Genomic DNA, 17,202 nt, shown 5'->3' on the forward strand with positions numbered 1-17,202 from the left:
GTTTGGCTACGCCAATACTCGCCCGCTCGCAAGTGCCGCTGAGCTAGGGTGTTAGATTCCTATGCAAGAGCTTATCGCAGCCATAGACTCAAATATCGCCACCGGGAATTGGTACAGCGCGTTGTTTGTGGCCCTCTCACTTCCGGACGTCTGCGGAAAGATCGAATACCCAGAGCGGCATGGCTCCCAAAGAAATTACGCTGATTGGTTCAATCGCTTTGTTGCCGATAGATACACTCATAGAGTGGGAGCAGGTGCAAGAGAGGTGGTTTTCTTGTCCGGCAACGACTGTTACGCCCTTAGGTGTGCATATCTGCATGAGGGCAGTGACGATGTAACTCGGCAAAGGGCACGCGAAGCCGTTGATAAGTTTCATTTCATTGTCGCTCCGCATGGCTGCACCATTCACTGCAACATGATGGATACGAAGCTTCAGTTGCAAGTTGATATTTTCTGTCGTGACATACGTGATGGCGTAATTGAATGGCTAGCATCAATAGAAGGTCACCGCACTAAACGTCAGGCCACACAGCAATTACTTCTGACCTTCCCCCCGCAATTAGAGCCACAGGTTTGATGAGATTTCCAGATAATCAAGTGATCAGGAGATCTCAGAATGAAGAAGCGTTACAGCGAAGAGCAGATCATCAAGGCGATCAAGCGCCACGAGTCTGGCGAGAAGGTTGATGCTATCTGCCGGGACCTTGGGGTTTCGGTCGGCACGTTTTACAACTGGCGGAGCAAGTACGGTGGTCTCGAAGTCAACGAGGCGAAGCGGCTTCGGGAGTTGGAGTCGGAGAACACCAAGCTCAAGCGGTTACTGGCGGAGAAGCTGCTTGAGGTTGAAGCAATGAAGGACGTGCTCTCAAAAAAGTGGTGAAGCCCGCCCAGAAGAAGTCAATAGTGACGCGGCTGATTGAGCAGTTTCAGATCAGCGAGCGTGCGGCATGCGGATTGGCCGGGCTGAGTCGTACAGCGTATCGATACCAGGCTCAGCCGAAGGCTGATGATGCGTTGCGTACTCGTTTACGGATACTGGCTGCAGAGCACTCCTGCTACGGCTATTTGATGCTCCACGGCATGCTCAAGACGGAAGGGCTCGTCATCAACCGTAAGCGGACCTATCGCGTCTACACCGAAGAGAACCTGCAGGTGCGCACGAAAAAGCGCAAGAAACTACAGCGACCTAGGCTGGTCATGGACGTGCCGAGTGGCCCCAATCAACGCTGGTCCATGGATTTCGTGTCTGACCAACTCAGTAATGGTCGACGTTTCCGCGTGCTGAACGTCGTGGACGATTACTCACGTGAAGTGGTCGGCCAACTGACCTCATTCTCCATATCCGGCCAACGCGTCGCCCGGTTCCTCAGTGAGATAGGTGATTGCCGGTCGCTCCCAAAGAGCATTGTCTGCGATAACGGCACCGAATTCACCAGCAAAGCCATGTTCTTCTGGGCTCAAGAAAGCGGAGTAAGACTGGCATTCATCCAGCCCGGAAAGCCCACCCAAAACGCTTTTGTCGAGAGCCTCAACGGCAAGTTTCGCAACGAATGCCTCAACCAACATTGGTTCCGTTCGCTACACGATGCTGGCGGGAAGATTCGCCAATGGCGAGACCACTACAACCATATCCGCCCACACAGTTCATTGGGCTATCTATCCCCACTGGAGTTTGCCAAACGAGCTGCGTAGGCTATGCAAAATCTCATCCTGCCAACGGTACTAACCCAGGGGAAAGGTCAATGCCTGCGCCGCTTTTTCCCGCGCCACATAAGACAGAGTACAAGGACATCGGGGGGATATCGGGGACGACCCCTCTAGTGATAAATGCGCTGCAGCCAGGCCCGTGGCTGAAGAGACGGTTGACGCTCCGTTCAACGCCAGTCGACGACCCCCTACTCTCCAGCCAACCGCGCCTTCGCCTGCTGCCAGCGCTGCTCCAGCTCATCCAGTGACAAGCCCTGCCACTGCTCGCCAGCCTCATCCATCCCTTGCTGCATTTGCGTGAGGCGCTGATCAAAGCGGGAGGCGGCATCCTCCAGCGCCTGCTGCGTATCCACTTTGAGACAGCGGGCCAGATTCACCAGGGTGAACAACACATCACCCAGCTCATGGCTAATATGGGATGGCTGGCCTTCTTCTATGGCTTCGCGCAGTTCGGCGGTTTCTTCACTGAGCTTGTCCAGCACTGGGGGCAACGTAGTCCAGTCAAAGCCCAAGGTGGCCGCTTCGTCCTGCAGGCGCTGGGCGAAGGCTAATGTGCTTTCCCCGGCTCGGGCTTCAGCTTTGCTCCAGCGTGGCATGAAACCTCTCCTGTAAATTCCACAACATTCCGGCGGTGGCGCCCCAAATGCGGTAGCGCCCGTGCTGAAACTCGGCCATGGGCACGCCCAGCTTGGCCATCATGCTGATTTTGTAGCGCCTGGGGTCCAACAAATGGCGCAGGGGTACTTCAAAGATTTCCTCCACCTCGGCCTGGTGGGGATGTGTACCCGCGCCCTCTTCCAGCCACGCTACCACCGGTGTCACGCGATATTTGCTCACCGTAGGGTAATCATCCAGCAGGCCCAGCGGGCTGAGCTCATGGGCACGTAGGCCAGTTTCTTCCTCGGCCTCGCGCAGGGCAGTGCCTAAAGGAAAATGATCATCAGCATCCGCCCGGCCGCCAGGAAAGCTGATCTGCCCGGCGTGGGTGCGCAGTTGCCGGGTGCGCACGGTGAGTACCACGCGGGGATCGGGCCAGGTGCGGCGCACAGCCACCAAGACCGCCGCCGGTTTCAGCCGCTTGCTCCAATTGTTGCCCAGCAGCTTATCCACCGCGCTGGGCACACCTAAATCCACCATTTGGCGCGGAGCTGGTGTATCCAGAGGCTTCAAACAAGCCTGCAGCCGATGGCTAAGCTCCGAGTTGGACAAATGTTCCGCAGGGGCGGAGCTCATGCTGCCAGTAGCTCATCCAAGCTGCGTTGATCAGCAGCAAAACGGCGAATACCTTCCAAGAGCTTTTCACCCGCCATCGCATCTTCTGCCAAACCCATGCGGAACTCCGATTCATGGGGAACCGCGGGCCAGTCTTGATGAGCGGGCAGGCGTCCAATGGCCGCCTCCACACCCCCAGTGCGCTCGCTCAGGCTGTCGAGCAAATCGGGAGCGACGGTGAGCAAGTCACAGCCAGCCAAGGCCAATACCTGCTCCACCGAGCGAAAGCTGGCGCCCATCACCAAGGTGGCATATCCATGCTGCTTGACCCAGGCCTGGATTCGTCGCACCGACAACACGCCGGGGTCATCATCTGCCTCCGTCACGCTGTGGCCCTGGGCCTTGTACCAATCGCTAATCCGCCCAACGAATGGCGAAATTAAGTGAATACCACCAGCAGCACAGAGCTGCGCTTGGCTGATATTAAAGATGAGTGTGAGGTTGGTCTTAATGCCGCGTGACTCTAGAACCTGAGCCGCGCGAATGCCCTCCCAGGTCGCCGCCACTTTAATGAGGATGCGCTGAGGATCGCCGCCATGGTGCACCACGGCCTCCAGCAGCTGGTCGGCGCAAGCAATGGTGCCAGAGGTATCGAAAGACAGCGTTGCGTCTGCCTCCAATGACACCCAGCGCTCCACATCTTGCTGAATGCGGCTGGCAAAGCGTGCCCCGAGGCTGTAGCGCTTTTGCGCGGCAGACACTGCCATGGCTCGCGTTTGTTGCAGCCACTCCTGTACCTCGGCAGAGTCGCTGCGCGCTGCCTTGAGAATTAAGCTGGGATTCGTTGTGGCATCGACGGGTTTAAGTCGCGCAATCGACGCAAGATCGCCGCTGTCGGCGACAATAGTCGACAGTTGCCGCAACTCGGCTAAAGCATTGCTCATGTTGAAGTCCTTATGACGGATTTACCCACCCTGCACTGTGCGCTGGACCCGCAGGATCCTGTGGCGGCGCAGTGTCAGCACGCGGCGGACTCGCCTTGGATTCTAACCCGCGATATCGAAGGTCGTTTGAATCTGAAGGATGATCGACAGCCCCGCCAACGCCCGCTCATCATCGACTTTCATAGCGATGACATCCGCCGACGAATTTCGGGAGGGCGCAAAGACCTGCTGGCACGGGCCCTGGGCTATAAAAAAGCCCCCTGGCAGGTACTAGACTTAACTGGCGGCCTGGGCCGAGATGCGGCCACATGTGCCGGACTCGGCATGCAAGTCACCGTGTTTGAGCGCAACCCCGTACTGGCCATGCTGCTCCAAGAAGCCATCCAACGAGCTCCTGAGGCTATGGCTCATAACCTTTGCTGGGGCGGCCATCAGGCAGCGCCAGATGATTGGCGTGGTGCCCAAGCCGTGATGTACGACCCCATGTATCCCGGCAGTGGTAATCACAAGGGCGCTGCCCCCGGCCTGCAAACCCAGCAATTGCGCGCCTTGGTGGGCCATGACGAGGATGTGGAGCACACCTTCGCCAGCCTCAGAGCACATCCACCCAAGCGGCTGGCCATCAAGCGCCCGCCCCGTGGGCAGCGTGTGCAACTCGGCGAACCCAGCCTGAGCATGCGTGGGGGCCGGGTGCATTGGGATATTTATCTTGCTCCTTAAAACGACGGAAATGGCCAGCTCCCATCGTGGCGCCTTTAGGCCGCGCCAGCGCCACACGAACATAAGGCTTGTTAGGGTCAATCGTGCTGTGACGATGCTTGTGTCGGCCTAACTGCTGCCCGGCTAAGATTCACCCTCCCGCCACCGAGTTCGGTGGTCACCTAGTGCCAGCCCCTTTTCGTGTTGACTAAACCTCTATGAAACTGATTGCCGCCGGTATCTGCTTCTTGGCTTATGTACTCTGCCGCATGGCACTGGGTCGCCTGATTCGACGGCTGTCGCATCACAAAGAGGTTTCGCCTGCTCGCAGTGCCTATGTCGCACGCACCCTCAACATCGCCCTGTTCTTGAGCTTCTTCACCATTGCCATGCTGACGATTGGCATCGGCTACGGGGAGGTGTCGGTCTTTTTTTCGTCCATTTTTGCCGTGATCGGCATTGCCCTCTTCGCCACCTGGTCGATTTTGAGCAATCTCACGGCCAGCCTGATTATCTTTTTCGCCTTTCCCTATCGGGTCGGCCATCGCATCAAGGTGGTCGACAAGGACGAGGACATTCAAGGCGTGATTCAGTCCATCGAGCCCTTCCATGTTCTCATCCTCAGGGACCGCGGCGATGTGGTCACTTACCCCAATAATCTAATTTTGCAAAAGGCCGTGATCCGCCTCGATGATGGCCCCACAGACAAACCCGAGCAGCCAGAGTCGGATTGAACTGCTCCCAATCCGACCCTGGCTCTGCGCTTCTAACTAACGGCGCTCTACCACCCCATCGCGCAGAATCGTCACCGACTCCACGGGGGCAGCGGCCAGCTCCTCGTCACAGAAGGGTGGGTCTACCCAAATGCCTTGGGAGTATTTGATCTGCTGTTCGTCCGCACGTAGCCAAGCATGCTGACTACGCTGGCTCCCCAGCAGGAGCGTGCGATCGTCGGGACAGCGACCATCCGCGAAAAACTGGGTGGTCTGCACAAAGCTGGGGCCACCGCCGCCAGCGCCGATATGGTCGCCCCGCCAGCGTACATTCATGGCGTTGAAGAGACCTAGCGTGCCGGCGCCGCCATGCAAAGGCGCACGAGTCACGCCGTACTCACTGAGTTGGTAGTCACGTAAGCTCGCATCCAGAGGAATCCCAGCGGTTGCGAACTCTTTGACCGTATCGGCCAGCGCCGTGTAGGCCGGCAAGTAGGCTGGGTTCAGGCCTGAAGGGGTGTTGACCGGATCCGAGGGATCAAAAGGCTGCAGCCAGAATGGTGCAACGGATACCCCGGCATAACTCAGGGTGAAGTCCAGGTCGGCCAAAGCCAAGCTAGAAAAGCGATAAAACAAAACCGCACCGGGGTCATCCAAAGAATTGGTCCGCCCCCAACTCTCCAGTACATCACAGGCTTCGCCCACATCAACGAGCTCGGGCGCACCTGAGCCATCGTGCGTAGCAGGCATTTGCCCACCGACCGCGCGGCAGTAGCTCACCAGATCATCCACCCACAGCTCACCGAACATATTGCGATTGGAGAAGAGCAGATCCTGCAAGTCTTGGCGATTGAAGGTGGTCTTGCCCGCGCCATCTAAGCCATCCAAGCGATCCAGAATCATGCGGTGACCGATGCGGGTGCGCGTTGCCCGCTGGGAGTTCTCCGGCCCGAATACCCGCGAATAGCCGGTTAAGGGTGCACGGGCATTGGTCAGCCAATGGCTTTCGTTGGAGTTGGACACATAGTCCTTGCGCTTGATCACCGGCTGCAGGGATGCCGGCATGGTCTTCGGCGCAACCGAGTCTGGGGCTGTTGGCACATCACAGGCCGACAAGGCTCCATTGAGTACGGCGACGGCGAAGGTATTCCACAGCACCTGACCCACTGCGGTATTGCACAGGGCGGCATGCTCATTGGAGATGTTGGGCACCGTTCCCACATCCGTGAACAGGGTATCGCCGTTAGAGTCAGCCACAGTGGTGGTGGCCCAGGGATTGCCGACCCATTTGGCATGCGCGGCGTAGTGCTCATCCACAGTTTGCGCCTGATTCGATTCCCAGAATTGGTTGGCAATACGCGCACTACCGGTATTCATATCGATCATGGCGAAAGCCGTGGCCTGGGTCCAGGGCAGCAGGTCGATGCCTAGAATCGAGGTGGTCACTGGGCCGTAGATGCTGGAATAAAAGGTATGGCTGCGGGTGCCAATACTGCCGTCTTCTTCTAGCACCTCAATGCTGACCTCGGTGGCCTCCATGTCCATCACTTGGCCATCGACAATGTATTGGGTGGGGCTGCCGGGCACCAGGGTCAGTTGCGCCAAAGCCAAGCGGCGCGCCGCCGAAACCGTATGCGACCAGGCCACATTCTCGTTATGCCCGATCATGATGAGTGGCTGGCCAATAAAACCCATACCGGAGGTGTGCAGCTCGTCGGGAATTTGTACATGCATCTGCCAGAAGCGATCGAAACCATCCCAGGTCCAATGCGGGTTTGCGAGCAGTAGACCAGAGCCGTTATCCGTAGCCTCGGAGCCCAAGCCCACCGCATTGGACCCGCCATTCTCTATCCGCTCGGCAAACGCTTGGCCGAGGGCCAGAATATGCTCGGGCTGCACCGCCCCTGCCCCACCGTCAATCTCATCGAGTAGGGCATTAACCTGATCGGCCACGTCGGAGTACACCGGAACACGACCAAACAAGGGCACCTCTGTAGGCAGGCGAGGCGCTGTGGTCAGACTGGGCGGGGTGGCTTGAATCATGCCGCGCCACACCAAATCACGCCCGCCTTTGCCAATCAGCTCGTACAGGCGTCGCGCCACGTCCATCCGGTCGATAGGCCGCACATGGTCAGCCCCCCGACATTCTGGGTCTGGCAAGTTGTCTACGCCGTGATGGGCCAGATAGGTGTTGTAGCCCTCGATGTAGCCGTCGAGCAGGTCCAATACCTCTTGGGTAGGACCATGCGGCGGCGGAGCATTCAGGATTTCTTCTAAGTTGGCGGTTTTGTTGATGTAGGCATTGAACAGATTCAGATCAATGCGGCCGCGGCCAAGGTATCGACCCTCGTACTTGGCGCCCTCCCCGGCATAGTTGGCCCACATGGCAGCCAGAATGCAGAAGTTGTCCTCGGCCTGAGCAAAGCCCACTCCATAACCTAAACCTTTGGGGTTCGCGGCCACAATGTTGGGGATGGAATGCTCGGTGCGGATGATCTTCACCTCACTGCTGCCGCCAGCATCACCCGCGCTCGCCCTGAAGCTGCCAGCCGAATCACGGCCACCGTTACACGCCACCAAGGCGCAGCCCATCGCCACTGCGGCGACTACTCGAATCCACATTGCATTGTCTCCTCGTCCGCCGCTGACATTGGCCAGCTGGTTCCATGCGGAGGCGGGATGCTATGACCGTAGTCCTTCTACGTCAATGACGTGTCGCAGCCTTCGGCAGGCAAACTCTAGTCGCCGTCTGCCAAAAACCCCTGAGAGGCACCAAGGGAGCGAAAGTGACACCGAGATGTGGCAAATACCCAGTAGACGCGCATATTCGTTCAAAAAGCTCGGAAATCTCCGCTAAACTGCGCCGCCAGAGAACCGGGGTAGTTCCCTTGGGAGGAGACAAGTTTGAAACATCAGCTTTTGGCAGCAGGCGCCCTATTGGCGACTAGCCTACTCACCGCATGCGACGATAGCGACCCAACGGGGCGGGATTCTCAGTTCGACAGTGCTGAGCCCACACCGAGCGCGACTCCTGCGCCTAGCGCAACACCAACCCCTAGCGTCGTACCCTCAGCATCACCAAGCCCTCAGCCTACAGCTGTTCCCAGCGCACCTCCGGTTACGCCTAGCCCCTCCGTTACGCCCAGCCCGTCTACAACACCCGCGCCCACCACATCGCCTAGCCCTACGGCCACTCCTACGCCAACACCTCCGCCGCCCGCGGCGAAATCCGATATCGACGATATCTATGGCGCCGCAAATGACTGCTTCACCCTGCGTAGTGATGACTTCAGCCTCGCTCACAACGCCGCGGAGGACGCTTACACCACTACGAACGACCCAGCCCAGGCGCAAGCCTTCTACTTCAAACCTACCAATTTGGGTCGCTATCTGCTGCTCTCCGACTACATGCGTGAGCCTGGAGAGGTAGGCACCAAAAAGCTGTTGGGCCTGTCCGATCAATTCGGCGAGTTTCTTGATGAGGCCGGGAACTTAGTTGGCGAGGTCGGCGTTCTGGTTCGCGCCCTCGGTGATATGGCGGACTTCTTTATCGACATCGCCGACCCCGACGACGACACTTTGCAAACCCTAGGTCGGCTGATTGAGTCTGGAGCTCAGATGATCGCTGCGCAGGACGTTATGCCCACCCTGGCTATGGTCGATCGCGCCAACGACCTCGCCGTATGGGAGCTTGTGGAGCTTGGCAATGGCCGCTTTGGCGTCGCCCAGGCCCACACCGGACAGCGGCTGGTGCTGAGCGAATCTGGAATCGGGCTCACGGATTCCGATACATCCGCGCCAGAAGCCAGCTTTTTGATTCAAAGCGCGGAAAGCTGTGATGCGTATCCTGAGGCGGAGCTCAATGCCACCGTCGCCGACATCGGCCCGGCCAAGTTTTTGAGCGAGGTGGAGTTGTTCGCCGCGGAAAAATCTGCCGGCCTCATTGATGAGGATGACGTGTACGGCTTTGTGGATGCGCATGCTCATATCTCCGCCTATGAGTTCATTGGTGGACGCATCAACTATGGCGACCCCTTCCACAAGTTTGGGGTGGATCATGCCCTGGAAGACTGCTCGGAAAACCATGGCGAAGAAGGCCGCTTAGGCTTGGTGGAAATTGTCACCAGTGGCACTGGGCCAGAGCATGCCACTCGTGGTTGGCCAGATTTTGAGTTTTGGCCACGGCATAACTCCCTCCAGCACCACCAGAGTTACTACAAGTGGATTGAGCGGGCGCATTTAGCGGGCTTGAAGATCCTGGTTAACGATTTGGTCCATAACGAGGTGCTTTGCCAACTCAACCCGCAAAAAGAAAACGATTGCGATGCCGTGCCGGCTATTGCCTTGCAAGCCCAGCGCATGGTGGAAATGGAGCGCTATATCGATGCCCAAGAAGGCGGCCCTGGAGAAGGCTGGTTTCGCATCGTTCGCTCCCCAGCCGAAGCTCGTGCGGTTATCGCTCAAGGCAAGATGGCCGTCGTATTAGGTATGGAGCTGTCCAAACCGCTGAATTGCGGCGAATTCTTAGATTCGCCGGAGTGCTCTGAAGAGCAGATGATTGAGCGCTTGGACGATGCGCAGGAGATGGGTGTTACCACCTTCTTCCCGGTGCATAAGTTCGACAACGGCTTTGGTGGCCACCTTCCCGACCTTGGTAGCGTGGCCGGAATCTCGGGCGTGCTTTACGCCGGTAACCTTGCCGAAACTGGACACCCGGTGGAGTTCGAGCTGTGTCCGGGGGCGCCCGAAGAGAACCGCCTACCGGAGCAGTTCGACACCTTGCCATTGGGCATGATCGACCAGCTACTGTTTCAGCTGGACTTCCTCGGTGCAGATTTTCCCGATGCCCCCGATGAGTTCTCGATGTTAGACCCCCGCGGTGCTACCAGCCGAGAACGCATGTGTAATGTGCGCGGCCTCACCGAGTTGGGTCACTCGCTCATCGATCAGTTGATGCGACGGGGCATGATTATCGAAACCGATCACATCAGCCAAAAGGCCATGCGCCGAATACTGGAGTTGGCTCAGCCCTTTGGTTACCCCACCATCAACAGTCATGGCGGCTGGGGTGGCCCAGACCCCATGCGGGATCTCACCGCTGAACGGGGCGGTACGACGCACTCCTTTGCTTCAGGCAGTAGCACGGGCTGGGCCCGCGAGCTGCTCCGCAACGGGGAGCGTCCCCGTGCCGATGCCTTCAAGGTGGCCGGCCTAGGAACCAGCGGCTTTGCCTCCGATGTGAACGGCATCGCCAACTTGCCTGGCTCCCCCGGTGCGCCGCCGGAGGGAGGGCTATACCCCTTCACCTCAGTAGATGGCCGCGTGGTCTTTGATAAGCAAACCACCGGCGATGTCCAGTTCTCGCTGTACAGCGGCGATGGTGCTGGAGGCAGCCGAGGAACCGCGCATTACGGGCTCTACGCCGACAAAATCGCCGACATGCAACTGCACTCGGATCTCAGCGACGAAGAGGTCACGGAGGCCCTCAAACAGTTCTTCAGCTCCGCCGAAGGCTACCTTCGGATGTGGGAACGCACCGTCGCGGCCAGCGAGGCTTACCGCGTGGCCAACCCTTAGTATTGCCAACGAGCTGCGCACAGCCTCAAACACAACCTAGCCCAGGGGCCTATTGCCCCCTGGGCCTGAAAGCCAAGAAACGCGCAGAGTAAAGCTGTTTTCTCCAGCGGGCTCACTGCGGCAGTGTTGCTACGCTGGTTTTAGCTCGGTGGCGAAGCGCTGGGAGTTCTGCACGTAGTGCGCAGCCGACATCTTGAGCATGGCGATCTCGGGTTCGGTGAGGCTACGGACCACCTTGCCCGGCGTGCCCATCACCAATGATCCGTCTGGTATTTCCTTGCCTTCGGGGATGAGTGTGCCGGCTCCAATCAGGCAGTTCTTACCAATTTTAGCCCGATTCAAAATCACGGCCTGTATGCCGATCAGGCTGTTATCGCCAATGGTGCAGCCATGCAGCATGGCCTGGTGCCCCACAGTGACATCCTCGCCGATGGTCAGCGGGATTCCGGCATCAGTGTGCAACACACTGGCTTCTTGAATATTGCTGCGGGCGCCAATGGTCATGCGGTGGTTATCGCCGCGAATGACCACGTTGAACCACACGCTGGACTGTTCCTTGAGCACCACATCGCCGATTACGGTGGCGTTGGGAGCAATCCAGCAGTCGGGCGCAACTTGGGGGCGCAGGCCGGCAATTTCATAGATCATGTAGGTCTCCTCAATGGTATGCGTCAAGTGTCTTGAGTGCTGAGCTTGACCCGCTCGGGCACGCGCGCCACTTGTCTTCGTAAATAATGGACCTGCACCTCATGTGCGGGCTGTGCCGGCACAGCGTGGCTAGCAATGGCCACCCCGCGGGCATGAGGACCAACCCCGCTAATGCAGCGCTGCTTTGCACTAAGTTGCTCAGCGTAGACGGCCCATCCTGGCCCTGCATACAGGCCGGCTCCCCAGCTGCGCAGTATGGGGGCGGGCTCAGCCAATTGTTCGTCCAGCACCGCCCAGCTTTGCAAATTGATCCGCGCCGCGTAGAGCTGACCCATGCGGGCATCTAAAGCTACTTTGAGCTCTTCGACGGAGTCCGGGCGCTGGGTGCTCGCGGCTAATGCTGCAAGCGTATTGACTGCATGCACTGGACGTTGCAGGCCCATGGCGTAGGCCTGCACAAAGCCCACTCCCACGCGGACTCCGGTGAGCGCACCTGGGCCATGCGACACGGCGAGGGCATCTACGCTGCTTCGCTCCCAACCGAGCTCGGTGAGGGCTTGGCTGAGGGAATGACGCAACCAGCCCAAATTGTCGCGCTGATCACAGTCGCCGCTCCAGCACAGCTCACCATCTTCGCTGGCCACCAACGAGGTGTGCGCATTGGAAGAGTCCACAGCAATCAGTCGATGGCTCATAACAATTCAGATCTCAAACAGTCCGGGAGGCCAAGAAGCGACGAGTGAGGCGCCGCTAGGCGGCGGTATTGTCGCCCATCGCCATCTGCTCACGCAGAAAGCGGCGTACAGGTTCGAGGTCTTGCTCCAAAGGTAGCGGCGGCAGGCTCGCGCGGAGTTGGCGGCCGTACCCTTTGGTCACCAGCCGTGTATCGCCAATCATCACCACACCGAAATCCGTCTCTCGGCGTAGCAATCGACCCACCGCTTGCTGCAGAGCCACTGCGGTTGGAGGCAGATCCACTCGGGCAAAGGCAGACTGCCCCAGGCGTTCAGCGCGTCGACGCTGCGCCGCATGCACAGGGTCGGCCGGAGATTGAAATGGAAGACGGTCAATAACGACTAAGCGCAGGCTGTGTCCGGGCACATCCACACCCTCCCAGAAGCTAGCAGCGCCAACCAGCACGGCATGGCCATCGCGCTTAAAGCGCTCCAACAGCAGACCATTGGCCTCACTTCCCTGCTCAAGCACGCGCCAAGGCCCATGCTGACGAAGCAACTCCGCCGCTTCCTGCACAGCACGTAGTGAGGTGCAAAGTATGAAGGCGCCGCCGTCCGCCTCCTGCAACAAGGGCCAGGCTTGCTTGAGCACGGCTTTAGTGTGCTCCGGCCCATGGCCGGTTTGTCCTAAAGCGCGCGGAACATACAAACGCCCCTGCACTGGATAGTCAAAGGGGCTGGGATAGCGCAGGCAGGGAGTAGTCTGCTCCAGGCCCAGCCGATCCCGAATGTATTGAAAATCCCCATTAACGGATAAGGTGGCGGATACAAAAATCCAGCTACCCTGCTGCGCCGCAAAGCCACTTTGGCTGAGCGCGCTAACGTCTAAGGGCAAGGCATGGAGTGCAAAGCCGCGTTGACTACGCTGAGCCCAGCACACGGCTTGTTCATCCTGAGCTGACTGCCAATCGGTCGCTTGGTTTTGCAGCTCCAACACCCTGAGCAATAACTGTTGCCTGGCCGGGGTATCGGCACCTTCTTCGCATTTTGCTCCCAATTCACTCAAACGAGTTTGCAAGGCCTCCAAGCGTTCGCTAAAGCGACGGTCGGCGAGCAACTCATCGCGACCAACCCGCTCACTGCGGCTGGGAATGCTGCGTTGCAGTTGTTCTAGATCCTGTAAAACGGCATCTGCGGCGCTTGCTAACTCCGGCCACGCTGGATCCAGCTTTTGCCAGTCGGTGTACCAATCACGCAGACGATAAGAGCTGAGCGCAAAACCAAAGAACAGCCCAAGCACTTCGGGCCATTTATGCGCCTCATCGACGATCACATTGTCCGCCCGCGCCAACAAATCGCCAAAGCCTTGGTCCTTCAGGGCCAAGTCTGCGGCCAAGAGATGGTGATTCACCACCACCACCTGAGCCCGAGCCGCCCTTTGGCGCGCTTTGTTCACACAGCATTTATCGATAAATGGGCATTCCAGGCCCAGACAGTTGTCGGCCGTGGAGGTGACCTGCGACTTCAATGGCCAGTCGGCTGGCAGCCCATCGTATTGATCCAAATCCCCGCTGTGATGCGAGCCTACCCACAGCCTTAACCCGGCCAATTCTTCAGCCTGAGTCTGATTCTTAGCCTGAGCCAAATCTGCGCGCTGGTGGCAGTAGTAGTTAGAGCGACCTTTGAGCAGAGCGACATCCAGGCTCTGACTCAGGGCGCTGCGCAAGCGGGGAATATCCCCGAAAAACAGCTGATCTTGGAGGCTGCGGGTGTGGGTGGCAATGATGGTGCGCTGCCCGCTACGCAGCACCGGTACCAGGTAGGCGAAGGTTTTCCCCACGCCGGTCCCAGCCTCCGCCACCAGGTGTTCGCGTGCTTGCAAAGCCTGCTCTAGGTCTTCGGCCATCGCGAGCTGCCCGGCGCGCTCTCTATAGCTCTGCAGCGCATTGGCCAGCGGTCCATCACCGGCGAAAACCTCAGCAAGATCGTGCATTAACTACGACTGCGCGCCTGTTCCCGCGCCTGACTCGCGCCTCGCTGGTCACCGCGCAACTCGCGAGCCTGCGCAATGAGTTCCCAGCACGCTGCGTATATGGGGTCTTCTGGCCAGGCGTACTCCAAGGCCCTTTGGCTGAGGTTCTCGGCATCGTTGAGCCGATTTTGCTCCAGCCGCACTCGGGCCAATTCCCACCACAGAACGGGATCTTGAGCGTCGATACCAATGGCGCGCTCCAAGGTGGCAGCAGCGTCCACATAAGCGCCCATCACGCGCTGCTCCCGTGCCTGTACCAATAAGCTCTGACCGACCTGACTTCGCGCCGCCAATTCACGCGGCTGCAAGGCGCGTTGGGTGTCGGCCGAAGCGCTTTGGCGCTGAGACTCTTGTACCGGAGCTTGGCTAGATCCGTAACCCGGCTTTGTCTCTGAATAGGGCGTATCCGGCCATGGCCATGATGATGACGATCCAGAGTCGGTTGTCGCACAGGCCGGCAACGCAGCGACACTGACAACCAAGAGGAGCTGGCAAATTCGCTGTAGAGCCATGGATTTAATCAAAGAAACGGCGGAACCAGCGTGACCGCTGGGAACGCGCGCAAGGTGCGGCTTCATCCGGGACACTGCCCTCAACAAAGGGAATAGCAAGCAGTGTACGGCAGCCCTGCTCGGCTGGCAGATAACTGTCCTGATCCACAGTATGCATAGCGACTCCCGGCGGGGGTCTTAACGGGAGCGGGCGCGGGCCTGCCTTGGCCATAAACTGCGCCCATACTGGCAGGGCACCGCTGGCACCAGTGAGGGCCATGCTTTGATTGTCGTCACGCCCCACCCACACGGTGGCCTGCAGATCAGCACCAAAACCAGAAAACCAAGCATCGCGCTGGCCATCACTAGTGCCTGTTTTGCCGGCCAAGGTGGGCGCATTAGGCCAATACCTCGGCAGGCTGCGGGCTGTGCCCTCGATCACGGTGCGTTGCATAGCCCAATGGAGCAAGAAGCTGGTTCGTCGATCCAAACCCCGCTCCAAACGCAGTTCGTCGCGCAGCAGAGCCTCGCCATCTGCAGTGTATACACCAGCAATCGCGCGCAATGGGCTCGGGTAGCCACCTGCAGCCAGGGTGTTATACATGCGTGCAACATCCAAAGGACTGAGCTCCAGCACGCCCAAACTTAAGGACGGCACCACGGGTATGGCTTCACGCACCCCTAAGTCACGCAGTGTTTGGGCAATTCGCGGTATACCCAAATCGCGGGCCAGAGCAACCGTCGCCAAGTTATAGGACTTGGCTAAGGCCAGGTAGAGAGGCACCTGCCCATGCACCTCTTCATCAAAATTTTGCGGTTCCCATACATCTCCATTGGGCAGCTCCCAGCGTAGACGCTCATCTTGTAATGGGCTCACTAAGCTATAGCGTTTGGGCTGACTCAATGCCGTGGTGTACACCACCGGCTTAATCAAGCTACCTATGGGCCTTCTGGCATCCAGCGCACGATTAAAGCCGGTTTGGCCCGGCTGCGCAGAGCCCACTAGCGCACGAATCCGACCATCGGCCACGCTGGTGGCCACCAATGCTGCTTGCAAAGCGTTACCACCGCGCGCCTGCAGCTCTGGCAGCACCTTGGCAACGCTGGCTTCAGCTGCCGCCTGCAGATACGGATCTAAATGCGTGTAGATCCGTAGTCCGCCATAGGTGAGGCTATCGCTGGCGAAATCGCGCTGTAGCTCGCGGCGCACCAAATCTATGAAAGCCGTGGTGGTCTGGCGCTGACGACTATTACTCGCGACACCCAAGGGAGCGGCCTCTGATTTCGCCAGCTCCTGCGCATCGAGTAAGCCCGCGGCCAGCCATACACGCAGCACCACATTGCGTCGCTCGCGGGCTTTGTCGGGATTCCGTACCGGGTTGTAGGCTGAAGGCCCTTTCACCATCCCTACTAGCAGAGCCAACTCCGCGGTGGTGAGTTCCTGCAACGGTTTTCCGAACCAGTATTGGCTGCCCAAACCAAACCCGTGGATAGCGCGCGCACCGTCTTGGCCTAGATATACCTCGTTACCGTAGGCCTCTAGCAGTGCGTTTTTGTCAAAGTGCCACTCCAACAACAAGGCCATGATGGCCTCACGAGCTTTGCGGGTATAGCTGCGCTTGTTGGTTAAAAACAGGTTCTTAACCAGCTGCTGCGTCAAGGTGGATCCACCCTCCACCACCCGCCCTGCGCGCAGGTTACGGAGCATGGCCCGCGCCAAACCTTGCGGGTCTACCCCGGCATGCTCATAAAAGCGCCGGTCCTCAACGGCCAACAAACCCTGTTTGAGTTGCTGCGGCCAATCCTCTAAGCGGAGCAGCAGCCGGTCCTCACCTTGAGTCGGGAACAAAGACCCAATGCGCTCAGGCTCCAATCGCTCTAAGGGAATGGATTGGCCCTGCGCATCCGTCACGGAACGAATACTGGAACGGGTGTGCTGCAGTACCAGCTGCTTAGGTGGCTCAACCTCGCCGCCTACCTGGAACCCCCGCCGGTAAACGGTCGTGGAAGCTGCGGACTGGAGGTATTCACCAGGCTGTTCTGGGCTGTTGCCCACCAGGCGATAGCCCAAACGTTGCAGGGACTTCGCCAGGTCAGCCGTGCTCAGTGGAGCACCGGTGTAGAGCTCCTGCGGCGCTGAATAGACCTGCGCAGGTTGCACCCAGCGCGCACTCGCGAAGCGCGCTCGCACCGTACGGTCGCTATGAAACACCAAAGCAGCGAGGCCCAAAAAGCCCACCGCCAACATCAAGCCAATCCAAGGAAACCATCGCCGCATAGCCCGAAGTGTAGCGGCTACAGCCAACAGTCAGTCTTATTTCCGGTCACTGCCCTGCCCTCCCACGCACTTCTAGCCACGCTCAAAATGCCGAGGCAAGGCTAGGAACTGCCGAAAGGGTACGTAAGGTACGAGCAAAACGCTGGACATCCCACTTCAACATTGTGTTCAACCTAGTGTCCCTTAACAGAAGTTCGTTGCATATATGAGCCCCTCAAATCGTCTGA

Annotated in this window: 14 protein-coding genes; 5 read left to right on the top strand and 9 right to left on the bottom strand. The window is 58.7% G+C overall.

The genetic code is table 11. The features are described 5' to 3' along the window. Positions 1-61: 61 nt before the first annotated feature. Positions 62-577, top strand: coding sequence for a hypothetical protein (locus KI787_15450; protein MBV6631350.1), 516 nt, complete (start codon positions 62-64; stop codon positions 575-577). Positions 578-616: 39 nt separating this feature from the next. Continuing rightward, positions 617-1,692, top strand: a protein-coding gene (locus KI787_15455; GenBank protein ID MBV6631351.1) for an IS3 family transposase whose coding sequence is annotated in 2 segments (ribosomal slippage) — positions 617-866 and positions 866-1,692 — 1,077 coding nt in all. Because the reading frame shifts where the segments join, the coding sequence is not laid out codon by codon here. A 203-nt stretch (positions 1,693-1,895) separates the two neighbouring features. Here the strand turns inward: KI787_15455 and KI787_15460 are convergent. The 3 genes from KI787_15460 to KI787_15470 are packed head-to-tail and all read right to left on the bottom strand — an operon-like array spanning position 1,896 to position 3,863. Then, complete coding sequence (locus tag KI787_15460) at positions 1,896-2,303, bottom strand: hypothetical protein (GenBank protein MBV6631352.1); 408 nt, start codon at positions 2,301-2,303, stop codon at positions 1,896-1,898. Next, on the bottom strand, positions 2,281-2,940 hold the full coding sequence (locus tag KI787_15465) for a CoA pyrophosphatase (protein ID MBV6631353.1): 660 nt from the start codon (positions 2,938-2,940) through the stop codon (positions 2,281-2,283). Before KI787_15465 ends, KI787_15460 begins: the two co-directional genes overlap by 23 nt. Further along, positions 2,937-3,863: a transaldolase gene (locus KI787_15470; GenBank protein ID MBV6631354.1), complete on the bottom strand. Its 927-nt coding sequence runs from the start codon at positions 3,861-3,863 to the stop codon at positions 2,937-2,939. The genes KI787_15465 and KI787_15470 overlap by 4 nt, the downstream gene beginning before the upstream one ends. A 12-nt stretch (positions 3,864-3,875) precedes the next feature. Between KI787_15470 and KI787_15475 the strand changes: the two genes are divergently transcribed. Both KI787_15475 and KI787_15480 read left to right on the top strand, forming a co-directional pair. Beyond that, a complete protein-coding gene (locus KI787_15475) occupies positions 3,876-4,583 on the top strand; it encodes a class I SAM-dependent methyltransferase (protein ID MBV6631355.1) in 708 nt (235 codons plus the stop codon). Between the two features lie 197 nt (positions 4,584-4,780). Next, entirely contained in the window at positions 4,781-5,296 is a 516-nt protein-coding gene (locus tag KI787_15480) for a mechanosensitive ion channel family protein (GenBank protein ID MBV6631356.1), read from the top strand. Between the two features lie 36 nt (positions 5,297-5,332). Here KI787_15480 and KI787_15485 read toward each other — a convergent pair whose 3' ends face one another. Next, positions 5,333-7,897, bottom strand: a complete 2,565-nt coding sequence (locus tag KI787_15485) for a penicillin acylase family protein (protein ID MBV6631357.1) — start codon at positions 7,895-7,897, stop codon at positions 5,333-5,335. Positions 7,898-8,179: 282 nt separating this feature from the next. Between KI787_15485 and KI787_15490 the strand changes: the two genes are divergently transcribed. Next, positions 8,180-10,852, top strand: coding sequence for a membrane dipeptidase (locus tag KI787_15490; GenBank protein ID MBV6631358.1), 2,673 nt, complete (start codon positions 8,180-8,182; stop codon positions 10,850-10,852). 129 nt (positions 10,853-10,981) lie between these two features. Here KI787_15490 and KI787_15495 read toward each other — a convergent pair whose 3' ends face one another. From KI787_15495 to mrcB, 5 genes are read right to left on the bottom strand one after another with little or no spacing between them, the layout of a single operon-like run. Further along, complete coding sequence (locus KI787_15495; protein ID MBV6631359.1) at positions 10,982-11,500, bottom strand: gamma carbonic anhydrase family protein; 519 nt, start codon at positions 11,498-11,500, stop codon at positions 10,982-10,984. Between the two features lie 23 nt (positions 11,501-11,523). Continuing rightward, positions 11,524-12,195, bottom strand: a complete 672-nt coding sequence (gene tsaB, locus KI787_15500) for a tRNA (adenosine(37)-N6)-threonylcarbamoyltransferase complex dimerization subunit type 1 TsaB (GenBank protein MBV6631360.1) — start codon at positions 12,193-12,195, stop codon at positions 11,524-11,526. Positions 12,196-12,250: 55 nt separating this feature from the next. Further along, on the bottom strand, positions 12,251-14,167 hold the full coding sequence (locus tag KI787_15505; GenBank protein ID MBV6631361.1) for an ATP-dependent DNA helicase: 1,917 nt from the start codon (positions 14,165-14,167) through the stop codon (positions 12,251-12,253). Continuing rightward, on the bottom strand, positions 14,167-14,718 hold the full coding sequence (locus KI787_15510) for a tetratricopeptide repeat protein (GenBank protein ID MBV6631362.1): 552 nt from the start codon (positions 14,716-14,718) through the stop codon (positions 14,167-14,169). Before KI787_15510 ends, KI787_15505 begins: the two co-directional genes overlap by 1 nt. A 4-nt stretch (positions 14,719-14,722) precedes the next feature. Next, positions 14,723-16,975, bottom strand: a complete 2,253-nt coding sequence (mrcB, locus tag KI787_15515; GenBank protein ID MBV6631363.1) for a penicillin-binding protein 1B — start codon at positions 16,973-16,975, stop codon at positions 14,723-14,725. Positions 16,976-17,202: the final 227 nt, after the last annotated feature.

Origin of the sequence: Oceanococcus sp. HetDA_MAG_MS8 (assembly GCA_019192445.1) — a bacterium.
Classification (GTDB): Bacteria; Pseudomonadota; Gammaproteobacteria; order Nevskiales; family Oceanococcaceae; genus MS8.

Coding starts and splice junctions, on each gene's coding strand:
- KI787_15450 (MBV6631350.1), top strand. CDS start 62: ATGCAAGAGCTTATCGCAGCCATAGACTCAAATATCGCCACCGGGAAT.
- KI787_15460 (MBV6631352.1), bottom strand. CDS start 2,303: ATGCCACGCTGGAGCAAAGCTGAAGCCCGAGCCGGGGAAAGCACATTA.
- KI787_15465 (MBV6631353.1), bottom strand. CDS start 2,940: ATGAGCTCCGCCCCTGCGGAACATTTGTCCAACTCGGAGCTTAGCCAT.
- KI787_15470 (MBV6631354.1), bottom strand. CDS start 3,863: ATGAGCAATGCTTTAGCCGAGTTGCGGCAACTGTCGACTATTGTCGCC.
- KI787_15475 (MBV6631355.1), top strand. CDS start 3,876: ATGACGGATTTACCCACCCTGCACTGTGCGCTGGACCCGCAGGATCCT.
- KI787_15480 (MBV6631356.1), top strand. CDS start 4,781: ATGAAACTGATTGCCGCCGGTATCTGCTTCTTGGCTTATGTACTCTGC.
- KI787_15485 (MBV6631357.1), bottom strand. CDS start 7,897: ATGTGGATTCGAGTAGTCGCCGCAGTGGCGATGGGCTGCGCCTTGGTG.
- KI787_15495 (MBV6631359.1), bottom strand. CDS start 11,500: ATGATCTATGAAATTGCCGGCCTGCGCCCCCAAGTTGCGCCCGACTGC.
- tsaB (MBV6631360.1), bottom strand. CDS start 12,195: ATGAGCCATCGACTGATTGCTGTGGACTCTTCCAATGCGCACACCTCG.
- KI787_15505 (MBV6631361.1), bottom strand. CDS start 14,167: ATGCACGATCTTGCTGAGGTTTTCGCCGGTGATGGACCGCTGGCCAAT.
- KI787_15510 (MBV6631362.1), bottom strand. CDS start 14,718: ATGGCTCTACAGCGAATTTGCCAGCTCCTCTTGGTTGTCAGTGTCGCT.
- mrcB (MBV6631363.1), bottom strand. CDS start 16,975: ATGCGGCGATGGTTTCCTTGGATTGGCTTGATGTTGGCGGTGGGCTTT.